The organism is Halomonas ventosae (genome assembly GCF_004363555.1).
GTDB lineage: Bacteria > Pseudomonadota > Gammaproteobacteria > Pseudomonadales > Halomonadaceae > Halomonas > Halomonas ventosae.
Map to the genome: position 1 here is coordinate 146,119 of NZ_SNZJ01000005.1, position 20,912 is coordinate 167,030.

Below are 20,912 nucleotides of genomic sequence, written 5' to 3' on the forward strand. Positions count from 1 at the left end.
ACGACGAGGAGGCGACATCGTGCAGGACCTCCAGACCCTGCGTGCCTTCGTCACCGTGGCCCGGGAAGGCAGCGTCTCCCGCGCCGCCGAGCGCCTGCACCTGACCCAGCCCGCGGTGAGCCTGAAGCTCAAGCAGTTCCAGGCGGGCCTCGGCCTCACGCTGTTCCAGCGCCGCCCCCAGGGGCTGGAGCTCAGCGCCGACGGTCGCGCGCTGCTGCCCGCCGCCGAGAAGGCACTGGCAGCCATGGCCGCCTTCGAGCAGAACGCCCGGGCCCTGCACAGCACGCTGCGAGGCCGGCTGAAGATTGGCACCATCGTGGATCCGGAGTTCATCCGCCTGGGGGCCTTCCTGCGTCGCCTGGTGGAGCGCGCCCCGCAGCTCGAGACCGAGCTGCACCACGGCATGAGCGGCACCGTGCTGGGGTGGGTGCGGCGCGGCGAGCTGGACGTCGGCTTCTTCCTGGCGCCGCCCGGCGAGGGGCCGGGTATTGCGGAGATCGCCCACTGCGAGCTCACCCACTTCGATTACCACGTGATCGCCCCGGCCGGCTGGGGCAGCCGCCTGGCCGGCGCCGACTGGCCCCGGCTCGCCACCCTGCCGTGGATCACCACGCCCGAGGAGTCCGCCCACCACCGCCTCCTGCACGGCGTGCTCGACCCGCTGGGGATCGTGCCCAACGGCGTGGCCCAGGTGGACCAGGAAGCCTGCATGCTCGACCTGGTGCGCGCCGGCGTGGGCCTCAGCCTGGCCCGCGACGCCCTGGCCATGGCCGAGCGCCAGGAGCGCGGCCTGGTGGTCGCCGAGGGCATGCGCCTGCCCTGCGCGCTCAGCTTCGTCTGGCGCCGTGACCGCGGCGAGGAGGCGGTGATCACTGAGGCGCTGGAGGTGCTCAGCGGCGTCTGGGGGGCGCTGGCACCATGACACCACCCCACGGGAAAGGAGCGCCCTGATGGCCGACCTCGAGATCCCCCAGCTCGTCCTGATCGGGCTCATCTTCGTCTGGAGCGGGTTCGTGCGTACCAGCCTGGGCTTCGGCGGCGCCGTGCTGTCACTGCCCTTCCTGCTGCTGGTGCTCGACGAGCCGCTGGTTTTCCTGCCGATCATCGCCGTGCATCTGATGATCTTCTCCAGCTGGATCGCCTGGCGCGGCCACCGGCAGCTGGTGGCCGACAACGGCGGCCAGACGCCAGCCGAGAGCAACATCGACTGGCGCTACCTGCTCAAGGCGATGAAGGTGATGATCATCCCCAAGCTGATCGGGGTGGTCGGCCTGCTGACCCTGCCGGGCAACGTCCTGACTAGCATCATCTTCGTGATCGTGATGGTCTATGCGGTCGGCTACCTGCTCGACAAACCCTTTCGCAGCCGCAACCGGGTAGTGGACGCAGTGCTGCTGGCGCTGGGCGGCTATGTCAGCGGCACCTCGCTGATCGGCGCCCCGCTGATCGTCGCAGTCTTCGCCACCCACGTCGCCGCCCGCCAGCTGCGCGATACCCTCTTCGTGCTGTGGTTCATCCTGGTGCTGATCAAGATGGTCTCCTTCGTGATCGCCGGCGTCGACCTGCAGCTCATCCACCACCTGTGGCTGCTGCCCTGCGCCCTGGTCGGCCACCTGCTGGGCGAGCGCGCCCACCGGCACATGCTCGCCAGTCACACCAACCTCTACTTCCGGGTGCTCGGTGGGGTGCTGATCCTGGTCAGCGTGATGGGGCTTCTCAGCACCATCGGCGGCGCCAGCTGAACCGACGTCACGCTGCTGTTTACGAGCGCGTTGACAGGAAACCTGCGCCCCCATGCAATGAGCCCCCATTCCCCCAAGGAGTGCGTCATGACTCGCCTGCCACGCTTCGCCTCGCTACCACTGCGCTTCAGCGCCTATGGGTTCAGCCTGCTGGGCCTGGCCCTCAGCGTGGCCGGCCTGCTCATCTCCTCGCCACGATGGGCCTGGGGGGTGCTCGCCTTCGGCCTGCTCGCCGCCCTGGGCACCTATGACCTGCTGCAGCGAAGCCGCACGGTCAGCCGCAACTACCCGATCCTGGCCCATCTGCGCTACAACCTGGAGTCCTTCGGCCCCGAGATTCGCCAGTATTTCATTCAGGCCGACACCGAGCAGGTGCCCTTCTCCCGAGAACAGCGTCGCCTGGTCTATCAGCGCGCCAAGGGGATCAGTGACAAGAAGCCCTTCGGCTCGCTTGACGACATGAATCGGCCAGGCTACGAATGGATAAGCCATTCACTGGCGCCGATTCATCCAGAAAAGGCGGACTTCCGCATCACCGTGGGGGCAGACCGCCCCCGCCCCTACTCGGCCAGCGTGTTCAATATCTCGGCAATGAGCTTCGGAGCGCTCTCCGCCAACGCCATCAGTGCCCTCAACGACGGCGCCCGAGAAGGTGGCTTCTACCACGACACCGGCGAGGGGGCGATCTCGCCTTACCATCGTCGCGGCGGAGACCTGGTCTGGGAGATCGGCTCGGGCTATTTCGGCTGTCGCGACGAATCGGGCCGCTTCGACCCCGAACGCTTCCGCATCAACGCCTGCCAGGAAGCGGTGAAGATGATCGAGATCAAGCTTTCTCAGGGGGCCAAGCCGGGCCACGGCGGTATCCTCCCCGCCGCCAAGGTGACGCCGGAGATCGCCACTACCCGGGGCGTCCCCCAGGGCGAAGACGTCATCTCCCCCGCTGCCCATTTGGCCTTCTCCACCCCGCGGGAGATGATCGCCTTCATTGTCGAACTGCGCGATCTGGCCGACGGCAAGCCGGTGGGCATCAAGCTTGCCATCGGGCATCCCTGGGAGTGGTTTGCCATCGTCAAGGCAATGCTCGAGACTGGCGAGCACCCTGACTTCGTGGTGGTGGATGGCGGCGAGGGTGGCACCGGCGCCGCCCCGCTGGAGTTCATCAATCGCCTGGGCATGCCGCTGGCCGAGGCGCTACAGCTGGTGCACAACACCCTGGTGGGTGCCGGCCTGCGAGACCGGGTACATATCGCCGCGGCCGGCAAGATGATCAGCGCCTTCGACATCGCCCGGGCCATGGCGCTGGGCGCCGACTGGTGCAATGCGGCCCGCGGCTTCATGTTCGCGCTGGGCTGTATCCAGTCCCTGAGTTGTCACAACGACCGCTGCCCCAGCGGCGTGGCCACCCAGGACCCCCTGCGCGGCAGCCGCCTGGATGTGCCGACCAAGGCACACCGGGTGGCAAGCTTCCACGCCAACACCCTCGCGGCCCTGGCCGAGATGCTGGGGGCGGCAGGCCTGTTGCATCCCGCCCAGTTGGGCCCGGAGCATGTTCTGCACAGGGGTTCGCGCCACGAGGTAAAAAGCTTCGCCGAGCTCCACGACCGCCTGACCCCGGGGGAACTGCTGGCCGGCGGTGCCGACCGCCATCCGGTGTTCCGCGACTACTGGGAGAGCGCCAACGCCGACAGCTTTGCCCCACCCGAGACGGTCGCCAGGCTGAGGAACAGCAAGCTCTATTAGCCTGCCCTTGGCACAAGACAGAGGACCCGACACATCATGTGCCGGGCCCTCTTCTCAGCGACTGAATCAGTGGCCGGGGGACGCCCCGGCAGCGGGTCAGTCGTGCTCCACCTCGAGCAGCTCGCCGCCCCGGCTCCTGACCTCGAGCTCGCGGCCGTCGGCGTCAACCCCCTCGACCTCGACGCGGCCATCGCGGTCGACCTGGAGCTCCTCGAACTCGGCCATGCCCTCGGCCACGGCCAGCGCCATGGCGTCGCGCACCTCGGCCTCGGAGAGGCCCCAGGCGCCGTCGTCGCGACGCTTGCGCTCCTCCTTGAGGCTCTCGCCGCTGGCCAGGTCGAAGCGCACCTCGGCCTGCCACTCGTCGTCGAGCCAGCCCTCGACCTCCACGCGATCTCGACTCTTGACCTCGATCTCCTCATAGGTCTGGAAGCCGAAATCGCCGGCCTGGGCCAGCACCTCGTCGATGCGCTCGGTGGCCAGGTGATCATCCGCGGCCTGGGCCAGGGTGGTGGCGCCCAGCAGGGCGGCCAGGGAGGCGGTCAGGATCATCTTGCGTTGCATGGGTCATTCCTCGTTCTGTGGGTGCCAGGCCATTACAAGCCATGCGACCTTGCCCCAAGGTGACGCCAGCGTTCATGCTCTGTTCATGTTCGGCCTGGCACCCTGTGGCCATGATGAATCGACGCCTGCTGTCCCGCCTGCGCCTGCCGGTGCTGGCCGCCCTCCTCGCCCTGCTGGCCGCCTTCCCCGCGCCGGCGGACGAGGCGTGGCGCGACCTCCACCAGGCGGTGCGCGAAGGCAGGGTCGTGCCCCTGCCCGAGATCCTCGACTGGCTGGAGGCCCGCTACGCGGGCCAGGTACTCGAGGTGGAACTCGAGCGTGACGATGGCCGGATGCTCTACGAGGTCGAGATGCTCGGCCCCCAGGGCCAGGTGGTGGAGTTCGAGTTCGATGCCGCCAGTGGCGAGCTGATCGGCATGGAGGGGGTGAACATCAACGGGATGCGACGCGAGGATGGCGCGGAATGAAGGTGCTGCTGGTGGAGGATGACCGGGCACTCGCCGAGGCGCTGGAAGAGGCGCTGGGTGACGCGGGCGTGCTGCTGGAGACCGCCACCACCGGCGGCGAGGCGGACTTCCTGGTGCGCACCGAGGCCTACGACGCGGTGATCCTCGACCTGGGGCTGCCCGACGGCGACGGCAGCCGCTGGCTCGCCCAGTGGCGCGAGGACGCCATCGACACGCCGGTGCTGGTGCTCACCGCGCGCACCCGCTGGGCCGACAAGGCCGCCGGTTTCTCGGCCGGCGCCGATGACTACGTCACCAAGCCCTTCGAGACCGCCGAGGTGCTGTTCCGGCTGCGCGCCCTGGTGCGGCGCAGCCACGGCCATGCCCACCCGGTGCTGAGGATCGGCGAACTCGCCTTCGACACCCACAGCGGCAGCGTCACCCTGGCCGGCCGCCCGGTGAGCCTGACCGCCCAGGAGTCGCGCCTGCTGGCCTACCTGGCCCATGCCGCGCCCCGCGTGGTGGGCCGCAGCGAGCTGGCCGAGCACGTCTACGACCGCGACCACGAGCCGGACTCCAACGTCATCGATGTCCAGATCAGCCGGCTGCGCCGCAAGCTCGGTGCCGCGCGCATCCAGACCCACCGTGGCCAGGGGTATCGCCTGGCCGGGGGTGACGAGGCGTCATGAGTCGGCTGCGGCGGCTGTCGCTGGCCAGTCGCCTGCTGCTGGCGACCCTGCTGACCCTGGTGATCGCCCTGCCGCTGGCCGGCGCGGGACTCTCCCACTACTTCCGCACCACCGCGACGGGCGCCTTCGACGAGCGCCTGGAGGCCCTGCTCAACGTGGTGGTCGCCGGCCTCGCCTGGGAGCCGACGGAGCAGCGGCTGGTGCATGAGCGCTCGCTGGGCGACCCGCGCTTCGAGCAGGCCCTCTCCGGCTGGTACTGGCAGATCAGCGACGGCGGCGAGCGGGTGCTGACCTCGCGCTCGCTCTGGGACCAGCGCCTGCCGGTGCGCTCCCACCGCCAGGTGATGATTCGTGACCTGGCAGGCCCGCGCGGGACCCCGCTGCGCGTCATCGAGCGCGATATCCGCCTGGCCCCCCTGGACGGTCCGCTGCACGTCAGCGTGGCCGTCTCCCGGGAAGCGCTGGACGCGGAGCTCGCCCGCTTCACCCGGCTGGTCACGCTCTTCCTGGTCGGCCTGGGGCTGCTGCTGCTGGCCACCCTGGCCCTGCAGGTGCGCTGGGGCCTGGCCCCGCTGCGCCGGGTACAGGCCGACCTGCAGCAGGTGGAGAGCGGCGAGGCCGAGCGCCTCGATACCCGCCTGTCGCCGGAGCTCGCGCGCCTGGCCCGGGCCATGAACGGGGTGCTGGACCGCGACCGGCGACTGATGACCCATGCGCGCCACGCCGCGGGCAACCTGGCCCACGCGCTGAAAACCCCGGTGAGCGTGCTGACCACCCTGGCCGACGGCATCGAGGAGCCGCGGCGCACGCGCATCCGTGACGAACTGGCGCGCATCGATGCCGCGGTTCGCCACCACCTGGCCCGCGCCTCGGCGGCTGGGGACGCCGGCCTGGCCCCGCGGGTCGCCGCAAGTGAGGTGCTCAACCCCATCCTCGCGGGGCTTGGCCGCCTCGCCGAACGACGCGGCATCACCCTCCGCCACGACCTGCCGGCCGGGATGCGCGTGCGCATGGAGGCCCAGGACCTGCAGGAGCTGGTCGGCAACCTGCTGGACAACGCCCTGCGCTGGGCCGAGGGCCGGGTCGAGATACGCGGCGGCAGCGATGCCGGGGGGAGCTGGCTGGAGGTCGAGGACGACGGGCCGGGCATGGACGAGGCCCAGCGCCAGGCCGCTCTGGCCCGTGGCGCCCGGCTCGACGAGCAGCGACCGGGCAACGGCCTGGGCCTGGCCATCGTGGCCGACCTGGTGAAGCTCAATGGCGGCCGGCTGGAGCTCGCCCGCGCGCGCCTCGGCGGCCTGGCGGTGCGCGTCTGGCTCCCCGACCGCCCCTTCCAGCCCGCCGAATGACCCGGCTCAGCCCTGGTGGCCTGCGCCTTCCTCGGGCTCGTCGGCACACTGGTGCCGACTCTCCAGCTGGATGGTGGCATGGTCCAGGCCATAGCGCTCCACCAGCAGGCTGCGGATCGCCACCAGGGCGGCCTGGCGATCCTCGCCCTCCTCGATGGCCGCATGCAGCGAGACCAGGTGGCGTCCCGGGGTCAGCGACCAGACATGCACGTGGTGCACGTTGCAGACTGCCTCGAGCTGCTCGGGAATCTCGCGGCGCAGGGTCGCCGCGTCCAGCTCGTCCGGGGCGCCCTCCAGCAGGATATGGCCGGACTCCCGGGTCAGCTTCCAGGCGCTGCGCAGGATCAGCAGCGCCACCAGCATCGAGAGCAGCGGGTCGATGGGCATCCAGCCGGTAGCGAGTATCACCAGGGCCGCGACGATGGCGGCCACCGAGCCCAGCAGGTCCCCCAGCACGTGCAGGGCAGCCCCGCGGATGTTGAGGTTGTCGCGGTCGCCGGCGTGCAGGATGGCGAACACCACCAGGTTGACCACAAGCCCCAGGGCGGCGATCGCCAGCATGGGGGTGCCCATCACCTCAACCGGCGAGAGCAGCCGGCGGATCGCCTCGATGAGGATCCACACCACGATGGCGATCAGCGTCAGGCCATTGACGAAGGCGGCCAGGATCTGCACCCGGTGGTAGCCGAAGCTGCGCTTCTCGTCCGCCGGGCGGCGGCTGATGCGCGCGGCGAACCAGGCCAGCGCCAGGGCAGCGGTGTCGGTGAGCATGTGGCCGGCATCGGCCAGCAGCGCCAGCGAGCCGGAAAGGATACCCCCCACCACCTCGGCGACCATGAAGCCACCGGTGAGCAGGATCGCCCAGGCCAGCCGGCGCTGGCTGTCCTGCCCGGCGTGATGCGAATGGTCGTGATCGTGAGCCATGAGCCCTCCCTTGCCAGGCTCCCAGCATACCGCAGGGGTCACACCCCCTTCACGAGGCGAGCGGCTTCGCGGCGCCGCTTGAGCTCGTAGGCCACGGCCAGCAGCACGGTGACGAGTATCAGGATCAGCCCCAGGGCGTTGACTGCCGGCGTGAGGCCGGTACGCACCTTGGAGGCGATGTAGACCGTCAGGGTGGTGTCATAGCCCACCACGAACAGCGAGGTGTTGTAGTTCTCGAAGGACTGCAGGAAGGCGATCACCGCCGCCGAGAGGATTGCCGGCTTCAGGTAGGGCAGCAGGATGCGCCGGAACATCTGCCACTGGCTGGCGCCCAGGTCCAGGGCGGCGCGCTCCATGGTGCGGTCGAAGCGCTGCAGCCGCGCGGTGACCATCAGCATCACGTAGGCGGCGATGAAGGTGGCCTGGCCGAGCACGGTGAGGAAGATGCCGCCGCCGACCCCGAGCTGGCGCCAGAAGATCAGCGTCGAGATGCCGATGATCACGCCCGGGGTGAGCAGTGGCGAGAGGATCAGCGCATAGAGGAAGGGCTTGGCGCGGCTCTGCACCGTATTGAGGAACAGCGCGGTGGCGATGCCGATGGGCACCGCCAGGCAGAGCACCCCGACGGCGACGATGGCGCTGTTGCCCAGTGCCTGCCACATGCCGCCGTCGGCGGCGAGCTCGCCGAACCACTTCAGGGTGGTGCCGTCCCAGGGGGTCACGGTGGGGAAGCGGCTGTCGTTGAAGGTGGCCGCCGCCATCACCAGCAGCGGCAGGAAGAGGTAGGCTAAGAACACCACCACGTAGAAACGCAGGCCCAGGGTCATCAGTCGCTGTGAGCTCACGCACGGCCCCCCGTCACTTGGCCCAGATCCTCATTTGGCCCAGTCCATCACTTGGCGATGTCCCCCAGGCCTACCTTGAACACCTTCATGACCAGCGACATGAAGCCGATGCACAGCACCAGCAGCAGGAAGGCGTAGGCCGCCCCCTGGTTCCAGTTGCCGCCCTCGAAGAACCAGTTGTAGATGATCTGGGTGAACCAGCGGCTGCCCGGCGAGCCGAGCAGCGCCGGCACCGCGTAGCTGCCCGCCGCCAGCATGAAGGTCATGATGCAGCCGGTGGCGATTCCCGGCTTGGCGTGGGGGATAACGATGCGCCGATGGGTGCGCAGCGTCCCCGCCCCCAGGTCCCTCGCGGCCCGCACCTGGTTGTCGTCGAGGCTCTCGATGGCGTTGTAGACCGGGAACACCATGAACAGGATATAGGCGTAGACCATGCCCACCATCACCCCGGCGTCACCGCTGAGGAAGCGGATCGGCCGGTCGATCAGCCCCAGCATCATCAGCACCTCGTTGAGCGGCCCGCGGAAGGCGAGAATGATGAACCACGAGTAGGTACGCAGGATCTCGTTGATCCAGAAGGGAATGATCAGCAACAGGATGCACAGCGCCGCCTGCCGCGGGGTGGCCACCTTGGCCAGGTACCAGGCCAGCGGATAGCTCACGGCAAGCGTCAGCAGGGTCACCAGCACGCTGGACCACAGTGTCTTGAAGAAGATCGCCCGGTGGATGTCGTTGGCGAACAGGGTGGCATAGTTGGTCAGCGTCCAGCCGTCCTGTAGGCCGCCGCGCTGGGCCGGCAGCAGGTTGGGACGCAGCGAGTAGTCGATCATCTGCAGCTGCGGCAGGGTGACCATCACGATCAACCAGATACCCAGCAGGCCGAGGATCGCCATGGCCAGCGGGCCGCCGAAACGCGCAGCGAGCTGCCTAAACATGGCCGGCCTCCACCACCTCGCCGGTCGCCTCGTCGACCCGCGGGCTGCCATCCTCGGGCAGCACCACCGCATCGTCGGGATCATAGCCGAACCTCATGCGACGCCCCGCGACCAGGGCATCGGTGTACTGCCGGGAGATCTCGTGGCCCAGCTGCACCCTGAGCAGTTCGCCGGAGGCGTCCAGGCGCGCCTCCAGTACCACCCAGGCACCCTCGAAGTGCACCGCCTCGAGGGTGGCCGCGAGTGTCGGCCCGGCGCTCCCCTCCTCGACCGGGCGCAGGTGCTCGGGGCGGATGTAGAGCGCCGCCGGGTCGCCGCGCTGCAGCTGGGACTCCGCCGTGACTCGGCCGGCCAGTTCGCCCAGCGCTCCGCCGTCCAGGCGCACCCGCTCGCCCTGGCGCTCGATCAGCGTCGTCTGAAGCCGGTTGTTCTCGCCGACGAAGGCCGCCACGAAGCCGGTGGCCGGCGAACGGTAGAGGGTCACCGGGTCGGCCACCTGCTGGATGCGGCCCGCCGACATCACTGCCACCCGGTCGGACATGGTCAACGCCTCGCCCTGGTCGTGGGTGATGTAGATGAAGGTGATGCCGGTCTTGCGCTGGATCGCCTTGAGCTCGGCACGCATGTGCTGGCGCAGCTTGAGATCCAGCGCCGAGAGCGGCTCGTCGAGCAGCAGAACCCGCGGCTCCACGGCCAGCGCCCGGGCGATGGCCACCCGCTGCTTCTGGCCCCCGGAGAGCTCGCCGATGCGCTTCGGCCCGCTGCCCTCCAGGGCCACCAGCGCCAGCAGCCGCTCGGAGGCCTCGCGGCGCGCCTTGCGGTCGACCCCGCGCACCTCCAGGCCGAACTCGATGTTCTCGTACACCGTCATCAGCGGGAAGAGCGCCAGGTTCTGGAAGATCATCGCCGTGGGACGGCGGTTCACCGGCACCCCACCCATGGGCTCGCCGCCGATCAGCACCTGCCCCTCGCTGGGGGTCAGGAAGCCGCTGATCATGTTGAGCAGGGTGGTCTTGCCGCAGCCCGAAGGGCCGAGGAAGCTGAAGAACTCCCCCGAGCCGATCTCGAGCGTCGTCGTGTCGATGGCGGTGAAGTCGCCGAAGCGCATCACCACTTCCTCCAGGCGGACACTGCCGTCCATGGTCACCTCGCGGTCGGGCATGTCCGTCAGGCGGAGAGGTAGCGATCCTGGTACTCGTTGCGCAGCGCCACGTACCAGGGTTCCTGGATCGGCCACCACCAGAGGTTGGCCAGGTCCTCCTCGGTGTAGGACTCGGTGAAGAAGTTGCGGGTCGCCTCGGGCAAGAGCTCGGTGGCGCCCTTGGAGGTGGAGTTGTAGCCGGTGGCCTCGACGAACATGGCGCCCGCCTCGGGGGTGTAGTACCAGTTGATCAGCTCGTAGACGGCATCCGGGTTCCGGGCGTTGCGGGGAATCACGAAGCCCTCCATCCACGCCAGGGCGCCTTCCCTGGGCGCGCCGTAGGCGATCTCCTCGCCCTCCTGCTGCAGGCGGAAGGCCGTGGAGTCCCAGGTCTGTCCGATGATCGCGCCGTTGGTGCGGAAGGCGGCCTGGGCCTCGTTCTCGGTGTTCCAGAACTGCACCAGCATGGACTTGTGCTTGACCGCCTCCTCCAGGATGACGTCGAAGTTGGCACGCATCGCCTCCTCGCTCTGGTAGGAGTCGAGCAGCGGGTGCGGCAGCCGGCCCTCGCGCTCCAGCCACAGGCCGATGCCGACCAGCGCCGAGTGGCCGCGCACGGTGACGCCCTGGCCATGCTCCGGATTCCACAGGTCGGCGTAGCTCAGGTTGGCACGGTCGACGTCGGCGAAGCGGCGGTGCCAGGTGATCGCCTCGGTACCCCAGTCGCTGGGCGCGAAGTAACGCTTGCCGTCGACCACGCCGCCGGTCTCGGAGCCCTCGATGGCGCTGTCCAGGGCGCCGCTCCAGTCGATGCGCGACGTGTCCAGCGGCTGGATCAGGTCGTAGTCGAGATAGCCGGGGACACGGTCCACGGTGGGCATGATCACGTCGAAGCCGCTGCCGTCGCTGGCGCGCAGCGAGTTCATCAGCTCGTCGTTGGTGCCGTAGGGCGTGAAGGTGGCCTTGATGCCGGTCTTCTCGGTGAAGTCCGCCAGCATCCGGTCGTTGAAGTAGCCCGCCCAGGCGTAGATGCGCAGGGTCTGCTCCTGGGCCAGCAGCGTGTTGACGTAGAAGGACGGCACGCTGGCCACGGCCCCGGCGGCCAGGCTGCCCTTGAGGAAACGGCGACGTGTGAACGACATGACGAGCTCTCCATGGTGGCTGGGACGCACCCCGTTATCGCGCGGCGAGGTGACGACGCCATGACCCGCCGATGACGGTTCAGCGTCGACTCAATCAGCGTAGCACCATATAGGGAAAGGCCCAGCCGGGAGGAGGGCCCCGTCGCCGCGCCGGGGTCACATCACCGGCACGCCGGTGACCCAGGCGTGCAGGTGGAAGGCGAAGAGGTAGTAGGCCACCAGGCCGATCACCACGGTGGCGACGGTGCCGGCCATGCCCGGGGCGGCGCTCTCCGGCCGGGGACGACGACGGGCCGCGCGGAAGTCGAACACGGCCCATACCAGGAAGGCCCCGAAGAAGACGATGTCGCCCAGCCGGCCGTTGGCCAGCAGGTGGGCGAAGGCCCAGAGCTTCACTGCCAGGATCATCGGATGACCCAGCCTGGCCTTGAGGTGGTTGCCCGGCACATAGGCCGCCACCAGCAGCACGAAGGCGGGGATCATCAGCAGCGAGACGGCATGGCGCAGGCCCACCGGGGGCTGCCAGACCCACACCGGATCCAGGCGCATCTGGCCGTAGCCCCAGATCGCCAGCGCCAGGCCGATGATCGAGACCACCGAATAGGCCGCCTTCCAGGGCAGCTCGCCGATTCGCTGGATCTGGGCGCTTCGCCAGTCGTCGGCCAGGATGCGCACCGAGTGCACGCCGAGAAAGATCAACAGGCCGAGCAGCATCACGGTCATGGTGGAAGTCTCCATCAGGGAAAGGGCAAAGTGGAACGAAACCGCCGCCAGCCTAGTCTGTTGACCTGTTCACGACCAGTGCCGTCGACCGCCACGGCACCCGCGACGCAAAGGATTGCCATGTCACGAGACACCACCCCCCTGCCCGAGGTCCTCGCCGGCCCCCTCCTGCGGCGCCTGAGCGCGGAGCGCCTGGTGATCTGGCTGGTGGGCTCGCGGCCCCTCGAGCTCGGCCTGATGCTGCACCCTGCTGGACACCCGCCGCGCCGCCTGACGCTCAACGCGCGCCGTCTGCAGCGGCTGCCGCTGGGCCGGCATGCCTGGCTGCACCTGATCGACGCGCCCCTCGACACGCCCCTGCCCCGCGGCGTGCGCATCGACTACGACCTGAAGATCGCCCCGGACGGGGGCGAGGACGGGGGCGAGCGTAGCATCGCCGACTGGGCGCCCCACCTGCTGCACGAGGGCACCACGCATCCCGCCTTCGTGCTGGCCGACAGCCACCGCCGCCTGCTGCATGGCTCTTGCCGCCGGCCCCACCACGATGGCCCCGACGGCCTGGTGCGTGCCGATGCCTGGCTGGCCGAGCGCCGGGAGACCCCCGAGGCCTGGCCCGCCTGGCTGCTGATGACCGGCGACCAGGTCTATGCCGACGACGTCGCCGGCCCGATGCTGGTGGCCGTCCACGCGCTGATCCGCCGCCTTGGCCTGTTCGACGAGACCCTGGAGGGGGCCACCGTGGCCGACAGCCAGGCCCTCTACACGGACGCCGCCACCTACTACCGACGCGAGGCGCTGCTGCCGGATATCGAAAGCAGCGAGGACCTGCGCGAGCGCTTCTTCGGCGGGGTACGCAAGCCGGTCTTCACCTCGGCCAATGCCCACAACCACCTGATGAGTTTCGCCGAGGTCATCGCCATGTACCTGCTGGCCTGGTCGCCGGTGCCCTGGCGGCTGGTCGAGATCTCCGAGCCGACGCTGGACGAGACGCACGCGGCGCGCTTCGGCGAGGAACGGGCGGTCATCGAGCGCTTCGCCGACGGGCTGCCCGCCGCCGCCCGGGTGATGGCCCACCTGCCCTCGCTGATGATCTTCGACGACCACGACATCACCGACGACTGGAACCTCACCGCGGACTGGGAGCGCACCGCCTACGGGCACCCCTTCTCGCGGCGGATCATCGGCAACGCCCTGCTCGCCTACCTGCTCTGCCAGGGCTGGGGCAACGACCCGGACCGCCTGGCCGGGCCGCTGGGCGAGACCGCCGAACTGCTCGACCTGGCAGCCAGCCGCGAGGGCTGGCTGCCCGCCGAGGAGCAGGACGCCGTCATCGAACGGCTGCTGCGCTTCCAGGGCTGGGAGGTGGAGGTCGAGGGCGAGCCGAAGCTTCTGGTGCTGGACACCCGCACCCGGCGCTGGCGCAGCGAACGCAGCCCGAAGCGCCCCTCCGGCCTCATGGACTGGGAAGCGCTGTCGGAACTGCAGCAGCAGATCCTCGGGACGACATCGGTGGTGATCGTCTCGCCGGCCCCGATGTTCGGCGTCAAGCTCATCGAGACCATCCAGCGGCTCTTCACCCTGGCCGGCAAGCCCCTGCTGGTCGACGCCGAGAACTGGATGGCCCATCGTGGCGCGGCCAGCGTGATGCTCAACATCTTCCGCCATTCGCGCACCCCGGGGCACTATGTGATCCTCTCCGGCGACGTGCACTATTCCTTCGCCTACGACATCCACATCCGCCAGCGCCGCGAGGGACCGAGGATCTGGCAGATCACCTCCAGCGGCATCAAGAACGCCTTTCCCGACACCCTGCTCGACTGGTTCGATCGCCTGAACCGCTGGCTCTACGCCCCCCGCTCGCCGCTCAACTGGTTCACAAAGCGCCGGCGAATGATGATCACGCCACGGGACCCGGACCGCGCCAGGGCCGGTGAGCGGCTCTGGAACGGCACCGGCATCGGCCTGGTGGAGCTCGACGACCAGGGACGTCCGAGCGACATCCGCCAGCTTGACGCCCGCGGCTTCGACGTGGTGTTTCCGCCGCCGGGGGCCTCGGGCGACCGACGCTCCGGCAAGTCGTCCGCCGGACCGCGAGCACCGTAGCCCGACAGCACGACGCGAGGCGCTCACATTGGCCGGGGCCCGTGACCTCGCCGCGTCACGGGGCAGCTGCCTCAGGCCGTCTGACCGGCATGACGCCCCTCGTGGATCTCCTCGACCAGCGTATGGCAGAAGGCATCCAGGTCCTTCGGCGTGCGACTGGTGACCAGGCCGTTGTCGACCACGACCCGCTCGTCGACCCAGTGCGCCCCGGCATTCTCGAGATCCTTCCTCACCGAGGGATAGGAGGTCAAGGTACGCCCTTCGACGACCTCGGCGTTGATCAGGATCCAGGGCGCATGGCAGATGGCGCCTACCGGCTTGCCGGCCTCGAAGAAATGCCTCACCAGGGCCAGGGCTCGCTCATCCTGGCGCAGGGCATCCGGATTGAACAGCCCGCCGGGCAGCACCAGGGCGTGGTAGTCGGTGGAGTTGGCCTCATCGAGGGACTTGTCGACCTCATAGGTCTCGCCCCAGTCGCTCTCGGCCCAGGCACGAATGCCTCGGGTCTCGGGCGAGACCACGTCGACCGTGATGCCCTGGGCATCGAGCTTGGCCTTGGGTACAGCCAGTTCCGACTCCTCGAAACCGTGGGTGGCCAGGATGGCGACACGCTTGCCGTCGACCTGTTGGCTCATGATGACCTCCTTGTTGGCGGATAATCGGCTGACCCACACGGACGGGCCAGCTGCGACACCCCACGACCTCGGGGTAGTGGCCCGCGAGCACAACCCCTGGTGACGTAACGAAATGCGTCCGCCTGTATCAGGCGGGCCGGCGACGCCGCCACAGCATCAGGCCGCCGGCCACCACCAGCCAGCTCATGGCCGCCGCCACGCTGTCATCGAGCACGATGCCTGCGCCGCCAGGCACCGCCTCGGCGTACGAGACCGGCGGCGGCTTGGTGGCATCGAAGACCCGGTAGACCACGAAGGCCCCGGCCAGGGCCGCGGGATGGCGCGCCGCCGACTGGCCCAGCACTGCCACCGGGAAGGCGACGATCTCGTCGAGCACGATGCGCCCGTCGTCCTTGAGGCCCAGTTCCTCCGCGGCCAGGTGGCAAACCGGCATCGCCGCCAGCAGCAGCGCCGCCACCAGGGCGAGCTGCAGGCGGCGGGTACGGCCCAGCAGCCACCAGGCAAGCGGCAGCCCCAGCAGCGAGCCGACCGTGCCCGAGGCCCAGGGCGAGAGCCCCGTGCCGAGGCCGGTGGCCAGCCACATCAGTGCATACTCCATGTCCTTGCCCCCTGCGCGATGGATGGCGCGGGGCAACCCCCTGGCGCCCCGCCTGCGGCCGGTATCGGCCGAGCAGCGGCCAAGATACCCGGCGGCCCGACGAAGGTCGATGGCGGAATCGACCAGCACCCGCCGCCAGCCTTCGACATTCGCCGCCGGTCGACGCATCATTCAGGGATGACCCTCGACACGACCCACCGCAACCGGCAGATGACCCACTTCGACGGCCACGACCAGATCTGGCTGTTCGGCTATGGCTCACTGATCTGGAAGGCCGACTTCCCCTTCCTCGAGCGCCGCCCGGCCCATATCCATGGCTGGGTGCGCCGCTTCTGGCAGGGCTCCCACGATCACCGCGGCACCCCCGAGGCGCCGGGCCGGGTGGTCACCCTGGTGCGCGAGCCCGGCGCGACCTGCCACGGCATGGCCTACCGCATCACCCCCGAGGTGCTCGGCCCGCTCGACGTGCGCGAGAAGAACGGCTACCTGCGCGAGGTCACCCGGCTGCACTTCGAGGATGCCGCACCGCCCCAGAGCGCCGAGGGGCTGGTGTACCTCGCCACCGAGGACAACGCCGCCTTCCTCGGCGACGCACCGCTGGAGGCCATCGCCGAGCAGATCGCCGTGGCCCACGGCCCCAGCGGCCCCAACCGCGACTACCTGGTCAACCTGGCCCAGGCCCTGCGCGAACTCGGCGTGGAGGATCCCCACGTGTTCGCCCTGGCAGAGCGCCTGCCCCACCCGGCAGGTGCCTGATGCCCGCCACCACCTCGACAACGGAGAAGACCCTCCCATGAGCGTGACCCTCGACGACGTCCGACAGGCCGCCGCCCGCCTCCAGGGGAGCGTGGAGCGCACCCCCTGCCTGCACTCCACCACCCTCTCGCAGCTCACCGGCTGCGAGCTCTACATCAAGTTCGAGAACCACCAGTTCACCGCCTCCTTCAAGGAGCGCGGCGCCCTCAACCACCTGCTTTCACTCAGCCCAGAGGAGCGCGCCCGGGGCGTGATCGCCATGTCGGCGGGCAACCACGCCCAGGCGGTGGCCTATCACGCCAGGCGGCTGGGCATCCACGCCACCATCGTCATGCCCCGCCACACCCCCAACCTCAAGGTGCGCAACACCCGCAACTTCGGCGCCGAGGTGCACCTGGAGGGCAACGGGGTCGATGAGGCCGGAGCCTATGCCCGGCGCCTGGCCGAGGAGCGCCACCTGGTCTTCGTGCACCCCTACGACGACGAGCGGATCATCGCCGGGCAGGGCACCATCGCCCTGGAGATGCTCGAGGAGGCCCCCGACCTCGACTGCCTGGTGATCCCCATCGGCGGCGGCGGCCTGATCAGCGGCAACGCGGTGGCGGCCAAGGCGCTGAAGCCCGATATCGAGGTGATCGGCGTGCAGACCAAGCGCTTCCCGGCCATGAAGCAGGCGCTGGCCGGTGAGGAGGTCCACTGCGGCCTGGCCACCCTGGCCGAGGGCATCGCCGTGAAGCAGCCCGGCGAGCTGACCCGGGAGATCGTGCGCGAGCTGGTCAGCGACATCGTGCTGGTGGACGAGCCCGAGATCGAGCGCGCCATCCTGATGCTGCTGGAGATCGAGAAGAGCGTGGCCGAGGGCGCCGGCGCCGCGGGGCTCGCCGCCCTGCTCACCGACCCGGCACGCTACCGCGGCCGCAGGGTGGGGCTGGTGCTGTGTGGCGGCAACATCGACATGCTGGCGCTCTCCTCGGTGATCCAGCGTGGCCTGGTGCGCTCCGGGCGTATCGTGCGGGTGCGGGTCGGTATCCCCGACGTGCCCGGCTCGCTGGCCGAGCTCACCCGCCTGCTCGCCGAGCAGCGCGCCAATGTCATCCAGATCGCCCACCAGCGCACCTTCACCGACCTCTCGCTGCGTGCCACCGAGGTCGAGGCGACCCTCGAGACCCTGGGCAGCGACCACACCCGCGAGGTGATCGCCGCTCTGCGCGCCGAGGGCTACGACCCGGTGCTGCCCGCCAACGAGGTGCACCCGGACGAGCGCTGGGCAGGCGACCCAGAGGGGCACTGACCGGCACCTTGGGCGCATGGCGCATGGCGCAGGGCCGGCGGCAGGCGTACCCTGTGCGCATTCGATCATCGCACCGGTTTCCATCATCGCAACAAGGGATAGAGTGATGAGCAGCAAGATCAACGTGTCAGCCCCCCTGGTCATCCTGCATGGCGACGAGATGGCCCAGGTGGCCTTCGAGAGGATCCTCGATACCTTCGTGACGTCACGCCTTGACGTGGACCTGGTCGAGATCGACCTGACCGCGGAGAACCGCCTGGTCACCAACGGCCAGGCGGTCATCGAGGCCATCGAGGCCCTCAAGCAGCATGGCGTAGGGGTGAAGAATGCCGGCATGACGGTGAACCGCGCCCAGCTGGGTGAGCTGCTGGCTGCCCATCCCGAGCTCGACGGCACCAGCCTGCACCCGCTGGCCACCAAGTCGCCCAACGGTGCCATCCGCAAGGGCATCGGCGGCAACATCACCCGCGAGGACATCCAGTTCCGCAACCTGCAGTTCAAGAAGCCCGAGTGGGTGGGGCGCGACATCGAGGTCGACACCATGGCGACCGGCGGCAGCAAGGACAGCTTCAACGAGCTCTCCCGCGCCACCGGCATCGTCAAGCTGCTGTTCGTGGGCGCCAGCGGCGACCCGGTGGAGCTGCACCGCCGCGAGGTCAAGAAGGGCGACCCCTGGCTGCTCGCCACCAACGACATCGACGAGATCAAGGCCTGGGCGCACCGCTTCTTCCAGCGCGCCATCGACGAGAAGCGCGACATCTACCTGGGCCTGAAAGACACCGTGATCGCCGGGTATGACGGCGTGATGCGGGCCGCCATCGAGGGCATCTACGAGAGTCACTACCGCGCGCAGGTCGAGGCGCTGGGGCTCGCCTACCACTACGAGCTGATCGACGCCCAGGCCGCGCGCATCGTCGCCAACCCGCCGGAGCGCGCCCTGTGGGGCGTGCCGGACAACACCACCGGCCGCAAGCTCTACAAGCTGGTCGAGCAGCTCAAGGTGCACGGCATTCCCACCCGCAAGGCCCACGTCTCGCTGTCACGGATGAGTGCCGGCGGTGGCGACCAGTACGGCAGCTACAACGCCCCCGCCACGGAGGACGGCATCCTCAAGGTGGTCATCGACGGCGACGAGAAGCACGCCCGCCACGTCAAGCAGGGCGACCCCATCCTGCTGATGTCCAACGACCACGAGGCGATCAAGGACTGGGTCACCCAGGTGTTCCGCGACGCCTCGCGCAAGGACAAGGAGGTCTACTTCGGCCTCAAGCGCGAGTACATGGAGTACGACGATGTCTTCAGTACTGCCATCACCGACGTGCGCCGCGAACTGGCGAAGGCCGACACCCCGCCGCCGTCGTTCATGATCATGCGGCCCTCCAGCCAGCTCATCAAGATGATCACCGACCCGCCGCGCAATGCCCTCTACCCGGCGCAGAACCTTGACGGCGACATCTTCTCGGACATCTCCGCGGCGCTGGGCGGCAGCCTGGCCACGGCCAGTTCGATCATCGAGAGCAAAAGCGGCACCATGCTCTTCGAGGCGCCCCACGGTACCGCCCACGACCTCTACCTGAAGTACCTGGAGAGCGACGGCAAGGAGGCGCACTTCAACTCCTCGGCGCTGATCTTCGCCGTGGCCAATGCCCTGGAGACCCTCGGCGAACGCGAGGACAACGCGCCGCTGGTCGACTATGCCACCCGCCTCAAGGCCGCGCTGATCGACACCGTCGCCGACGGCATCATCACCGGCGACCTCAAGGGCAAGACCACCGACCCCGCTTCGGAGACCATCGTCGACATGCAGGGTTTCCTCGACGCCGTGGCAAGCCGCCTGGGCTGAGGTGGCGGCGCGGTGACCTCCCCGAGCGGTGGCGACATTGTCATCACCATGCGGGAAGGTAAGCTGGTATCACCGTCACGGCGGGCAAGCGCCCTGGGGAGCTTCGCGCCGGACGGCTCGCGCCGGGAGAGCCCCGGTAGTGTCATGGACGCACAACGATGAGGAAAGGGACATGCTGCTGATCAACCATATCAACGACCCTCAGACCAAGGCCTTCGCCAAGCACTGCCTCGAGGAGAAAACGGCGGAGCAGCTGCGTGCCGCGGCCAAGAAGCAGCCTGACGAGGGCGTGATTAGCGAGTGGGGGATCACCGAAGGCCAGTACGAGGAGGCCATCGCGGCGGCGCTGGCAGAACTCGAGGCGTAGGCCCCTCATGACGATCACCCGAGTGGCCTCGACGGTGGATTCCTCTGGGCCGGCTCTTGCAAGCCAGCCCTCCGTTCACTGTCGAATTCACCACGGTGGGGTGCCATGAAGCACGTCGGAAAGACCGAGCGGATAGGACGCCAACACCTTTCCACGCTGGCTCGGCTCGCTCGCTACGAGCTCGGGGCGCTACTGTCCGTCCTGATGCTGTTCGGCGGGGTCTGGGGGTTCGTCGAACTGGCCGAGGAGGTCGTCGAGGGTGAGACCCTGAGCATCGACGAGACCCTGCTGCTCTCCCTGCGCAACCCGGCCGACCATGCCGACCCGATCGGTCCGGGCTGGGTAGAGGAGCTGGGGCGGGACTTTACCGCGCTCGGCGGTGTCGGTGTGCTGGTACTGGTCTCGCTCGGGGCCCTGGGCTACCTGCTGCTCGCCCGGCACTACCGCGCGGCACTCTTTGCTTCCGTCGCGGTACCCGGCGGCATCCTGCTGAGCACCCTGATGAAGGCAGGATTCGATCGACCCCGGCCCGACCTGGTTCCCCATGAGGCCATCGCCTACACCGCCAGTTTTCCCAGCGGCCATGCGATGATGTCTGCGGTGACCTACCTCACCCTCGCCGCCCTGCTCATCCGCGTACAGCCCGAACTGAAGCTCAAGGCCTACATCCTAGCGCTGGCGATGCTGCTCACGCTGCTGGTGGGCATCAGCCGTGTCTACCTCGGGGTGCATTGGCCCACGGATGTCCTTGCCGGATGGACGGCCGGGGCTGCCTGGGCGGCGCTGTGCTGGCTCGCGATGCGCTGGATGCAGCCGCCGGGTTAGACCACGGAGCGCCGGGCCTAGATCACCCCGCAGTTCTGCAGCGTCAGCGCCACCAGCAGCAGGATCCCCAGGCCGATCAGCTTGCCGGTGGTGCCCTTCTTCCCCTGTTTCCTGTCCATCGCCTCTCGTCCTCGTCATGCGTCGCTCCGGCCTACCGGAGACCGCCACCTTCCCGCCTGAACGTGCGTTCCTGCCTGATCATAGCGCATCGAGCACCGGCGCCGCCCCTGGCGACCTCTCGCGCTCTCGGC

Annotated in this window: 21 protein-coding genes; 12 read left to right on the forward strand and 9 right to left on the reverse strand. The window is 69.0% G+C overall.

Features of this window, described 5'->3' with window-relative positions; all coding sequences use genetic code 11:
• Nucleotides 1–19: 19 nt before the first annotated feature.
• From DFP85_RS05910 to DFP85_RS05920, 3 genes are all read left to right on the forward strand, one after another.
• Complete coding sequence (locus DFP85_RS05910; RefSeq protein ID WP_133635377.1) at nt 20–922, forward strand: LysR family transcriptional regulator; 903 nt, start codon at nt 20–22, stop codon at nt 920–922.
• Between the two features lie 28 nt (nt 923–950).
• Nucleotides 951–1,742 carry a TSUP family transporter gene (locus tag DFP85_RS05915; protein WP_133635378.1) on the forward strand — a complete coding sequence of 264 codons (792 nt, stop codon included), beginning with the start codon at nt 951–953 and terminating at the stop codon, nt 1,740–1,742.
• Between the two features lie 87 nt (nt 1,743–1,829).
• Nucleotides 1,830–3,485 carry an FMN-binding glutamate synthase family protein gene (locus tag DFP85_RS05920; RefSeq protein ID WP_133635379.1) on the forward strand — a complete coding sequence of 552 codons (1,656 nt, stop codon included), beginning with the start codon at nt 1,830–1,832 and terminating at the stop codon, nt 3,483–3,485.
• Between the two features lie 96 nt (nt 3,486–3,581).
• On the opposite strand, the gene DFP85_RS05925 is transcribed toward DFP85_RS05920, so the two are convergent.
• Entirely contained in the window at nt 3,582–4,049 is a 468-nt protein-coding gene (locus DFP85_RS05925) for a PepSY domain-containing protein (RefSeq protein WP_133635380.1), read from the reverse strand.
• A 110-nt stretch (nt 4,050–4,159) separates the two neighbouring features.
• Here DFP85_RS05925 and DFP85_RS05930 point away from each other — a divergent pair, with 110 nt between their 5' ends.
• From DFP85_RS05930 to DFP85_RS05940, 3 genes are read left to right on the forward strand one after another with little or no spacing between them, the layout of a single operon-like run.
• On the forward strand, nt 4,160–4,516 hold the full coding sequence (locus DFP85_RS05930) for a PepSY domain-containing protein (RefSeq protein WP_133635381.1): 357 nt from the start codon (nt 4,160–4,162) through the stop codon (nt 4,514–4,516).
• Nucleotides 4,513–5,184, forward strand: a complete 672-nt coding sequence (locus DFP85_RS05935) for a response regulator transcription factor (RefSeq protein ID WP_133635382.1) — start codon at nt 4,513–4,515, stop codon at nt 5,182–5,184. Before DFP85_RS05930 ends, DFP85_RS05935 begins: the two co-directional genes overlap by 4 nt.
• Nucleotides 5,181–6,533 carry a sensor histidine kinase gene (locus tag DFP85_RS05940; RefSeq protein ID WP_133635383.1) on the forward strand — a complete coding sequence of 451 codons (1,353 nt, stop codon included), beginning with the start codon at nt 5,181–5,183 and terminating at the stop codon, nt 6,531–6,533. Before DFP85_RS05935 ends, DFP85_RS05940 begins: the two co-directional genes overlap by 4 nt.
• A gap of 6 nt (nt 6,534–6,539) precedes the next feature.
• Here the strand turns inward: DFP85_RS05940 and DFP85_RS05945 are convergent, their stop codons facing one another.
• The 6 genes from DFP85_RS05945 to DFP85_RS05970 all read right to left on the reverse strand — a co-directional run bounded on the left by DFP85_RS05945 (nt 6,540) and on the right by DFP85_RS05970 (nt 12,243).
• The gene (locus DFP85_RS05945; protein ID WP_133635384.1) at nt 6,540–7,457 is read right to left on the reverse strand and encodes a cation diffusion facilitator family transporter; all 918 of its coding nucleotides are present in this window, start codon (nt 7,455–7,457) and stop codon (nt 6,540–6,542) included.
• Between the two features lie 38 nt (nt 7,458–7,495).
• Nucleotides 7,496–8,284 (reverse strand): ABC transporter permease, encoded by a 789-nt coding sequence (locus tag DFP85_RS05950; protein WP_424955081.1) that lies wholly within the window; start codon nt 8,282–8,284, stop codon nt 7,496–7,498.
• Nucleotides 8,285–8,349: 65 nt separating this feature from the next.
• Nucleotides 8,350–9,237, reverse strand: a complete 888-nt coding sequence (locus DFP85_RS05955; RefSeq protein ID WP_133635386.1) for an ABC transporter permease — start codon at nt 9,235–9,237, stop codon at nt 8,350–8,352.
• Nucleotides 9,230–10,378: an ABC transporter ATP-binding protein gene (locus DFP85_RS05960; RefSeq protein WP_133635387.1), complete on the reverse strand. Its 1,149-nt coding sequence runs from the start codon at nt 10,376–10,378 to the stop codon at nt 9,230–9,232. Before DFP85_RS05960 ends, DFP85_RS05955 begins: the two co-directional genes overlap by 8 nt.
• 26 nt (nt 10,379–10,404) lie before the next feature.
• Nucleotides 10,405–11,520 carry a substrate-binding domain-containing protein gene (locus tag DFP85_RS05965; protein WP_133635388.1) on the reverse strand — a complete coding sequence of 372 codons (1,116 nt, stop codon included), beginning with the start codon at nt 11,518–11,520 and terminating at the stop codon, nt 10,405–10,407.
• Nucleotides 11,521–11,676: 156 nt separating this feature from the next.
• Nucleotides 11,677–12,243 (reverse strand): NnrU family protein, encoded by a 567-nt coding sequence (locus tag DFP85_RS05970; RefSeq protein WP_133635389.1) that lies wholly within the window; start codon nt 12,241–12,243, stop codon nt 11,677–11,679.
• Nucleotides 12,244–12,363: 120 nt separating this feature from the next.
• Here DFP85_RS05970 and DFP85_RS05975 point away from each other — a divergent pair, with 120 nt between their 5' ends.
• Nucleotides 12,364–14,346: an alkaline phosphatase D family protein gene (locus DFP85_RS05975; RefSeq protein WP_133635390.1), complete on the forward strand. Its 1,983-nt coding sequence runs from the start codon at nt 12,364–12,366 to the stop codon at nt 14,344–14,346.
• 71 nt (nt 14,347–14,417) lie between these two features.
• Here DFP85_RS05975 and DFP85_RS05980 read toward each other — a convergent pair whose 3' ends face one another.
• Both DFP85_RS05980 and DFP85_RS05985 read right to left on the reverse strand, forming a co-directional pair.
• Nucleotides 14,418–14,981 carry a type 1 glutamine amidotransferase domain-containing protein gene (locus DFP85_RS05980; RefSeq protein WP_133635391.1) on the reverse strand — a complete coding sequence of 188 codons (564 nt, stop codon included), beginning with the start codon at nt 14,979–14,981 and terminating at the stop codon, nt 14,418–14,420.
• Between the two features lie 127 nt (nt 14,982–15,108).
• Nucleotides 15,109–15,750: a phosphatidylglycerophosphatase A family protein gene (locus tag DFP85_RS05985; RefSeq protein ID WP_341776968.1), complete on the reverse strand. Its 642-nt coding sequence runs from the start codon at nt 15,748–15,750 to the stop codon at nt 15,109–15,111.
• A 6-nt stretch (nt 15,751–15,756) separates the two neighbouring features.
• On the opposite strand from DFP85_RS05985, the gene DFP85_RS05990 reads away from it, so the two are divergent.
• The 5 genes from DFP85_RS05990 to DFP85_RS06010 all read left to right on the forward strand — a co-directional run bounded on the left by DFP85_RS05990 (nt 15,757) and on the right by DFP85_RS06010 (nt 20,661).
• The gene (locus DFP85_RS05990; protein WP_133635392.1) at nt 15,757–16,335 is read left to right on the forward strand and encodes a gamma-glutamylcyclotransferase; all 579 of its coding nucleotides are present in this window, start codon (nt 15,757–15,759) and stop codon (nt 16,333–16,335) included.
• 37 nt (nt 16,336–16,372) lie between these two features.
• The gene (locus tag DFP85_RS05995) at nt 16,373–17,626 is read left to right on the forward strand and encodes a threonine ammonia-lyase (protein ID WP_133635393.1); all 1,254 of its coding nucleotides are present in this window, start codon (nt 16,373–16,375) and stop codon (nt 17,624–17,626) included.
• Between the two features lie 106 nt (nt 17,627–17,732).
• Nucleotides 17,733–19,469: an isocitrate/isopropylmalate family dehydrogenase gene (locus tag DFP85_RS06000; RefSeq protein WP_133635394.1), complete on the forward strand. Its 1,737-nt coding sequence runs from the start codon at nt 17,733–17,735 to the stop codon at nt 19,467–19,469.
• A gap of 172 nt (nt 19,470–19,641) precedes the next feature.
• A complete protein-coding gene (locus DFP85_RS06005; RefSeq protein WP_133635395.1) occupies nt 19,642–19,836 on the forward strand; it encodes a hypothetical protein in 195 nt (64 codons plus the stop codon).
• 105 nt (nt 19,837–19,941) lie between these two features.
• Nucleotides 19,942–20,661 (forward strand): phosphatase PAP2 family protein, encoded by a 720-nt coding sequence (locus DFP85_RS06010; RefSeq protein WP_133635396.1) that lies wholly within the window; start codon nt 19,942–19,944, stop codon nt 20,659–20,661.
• Nucleotides 20,662–20,912: the final 251 nt, after the last annotated feature.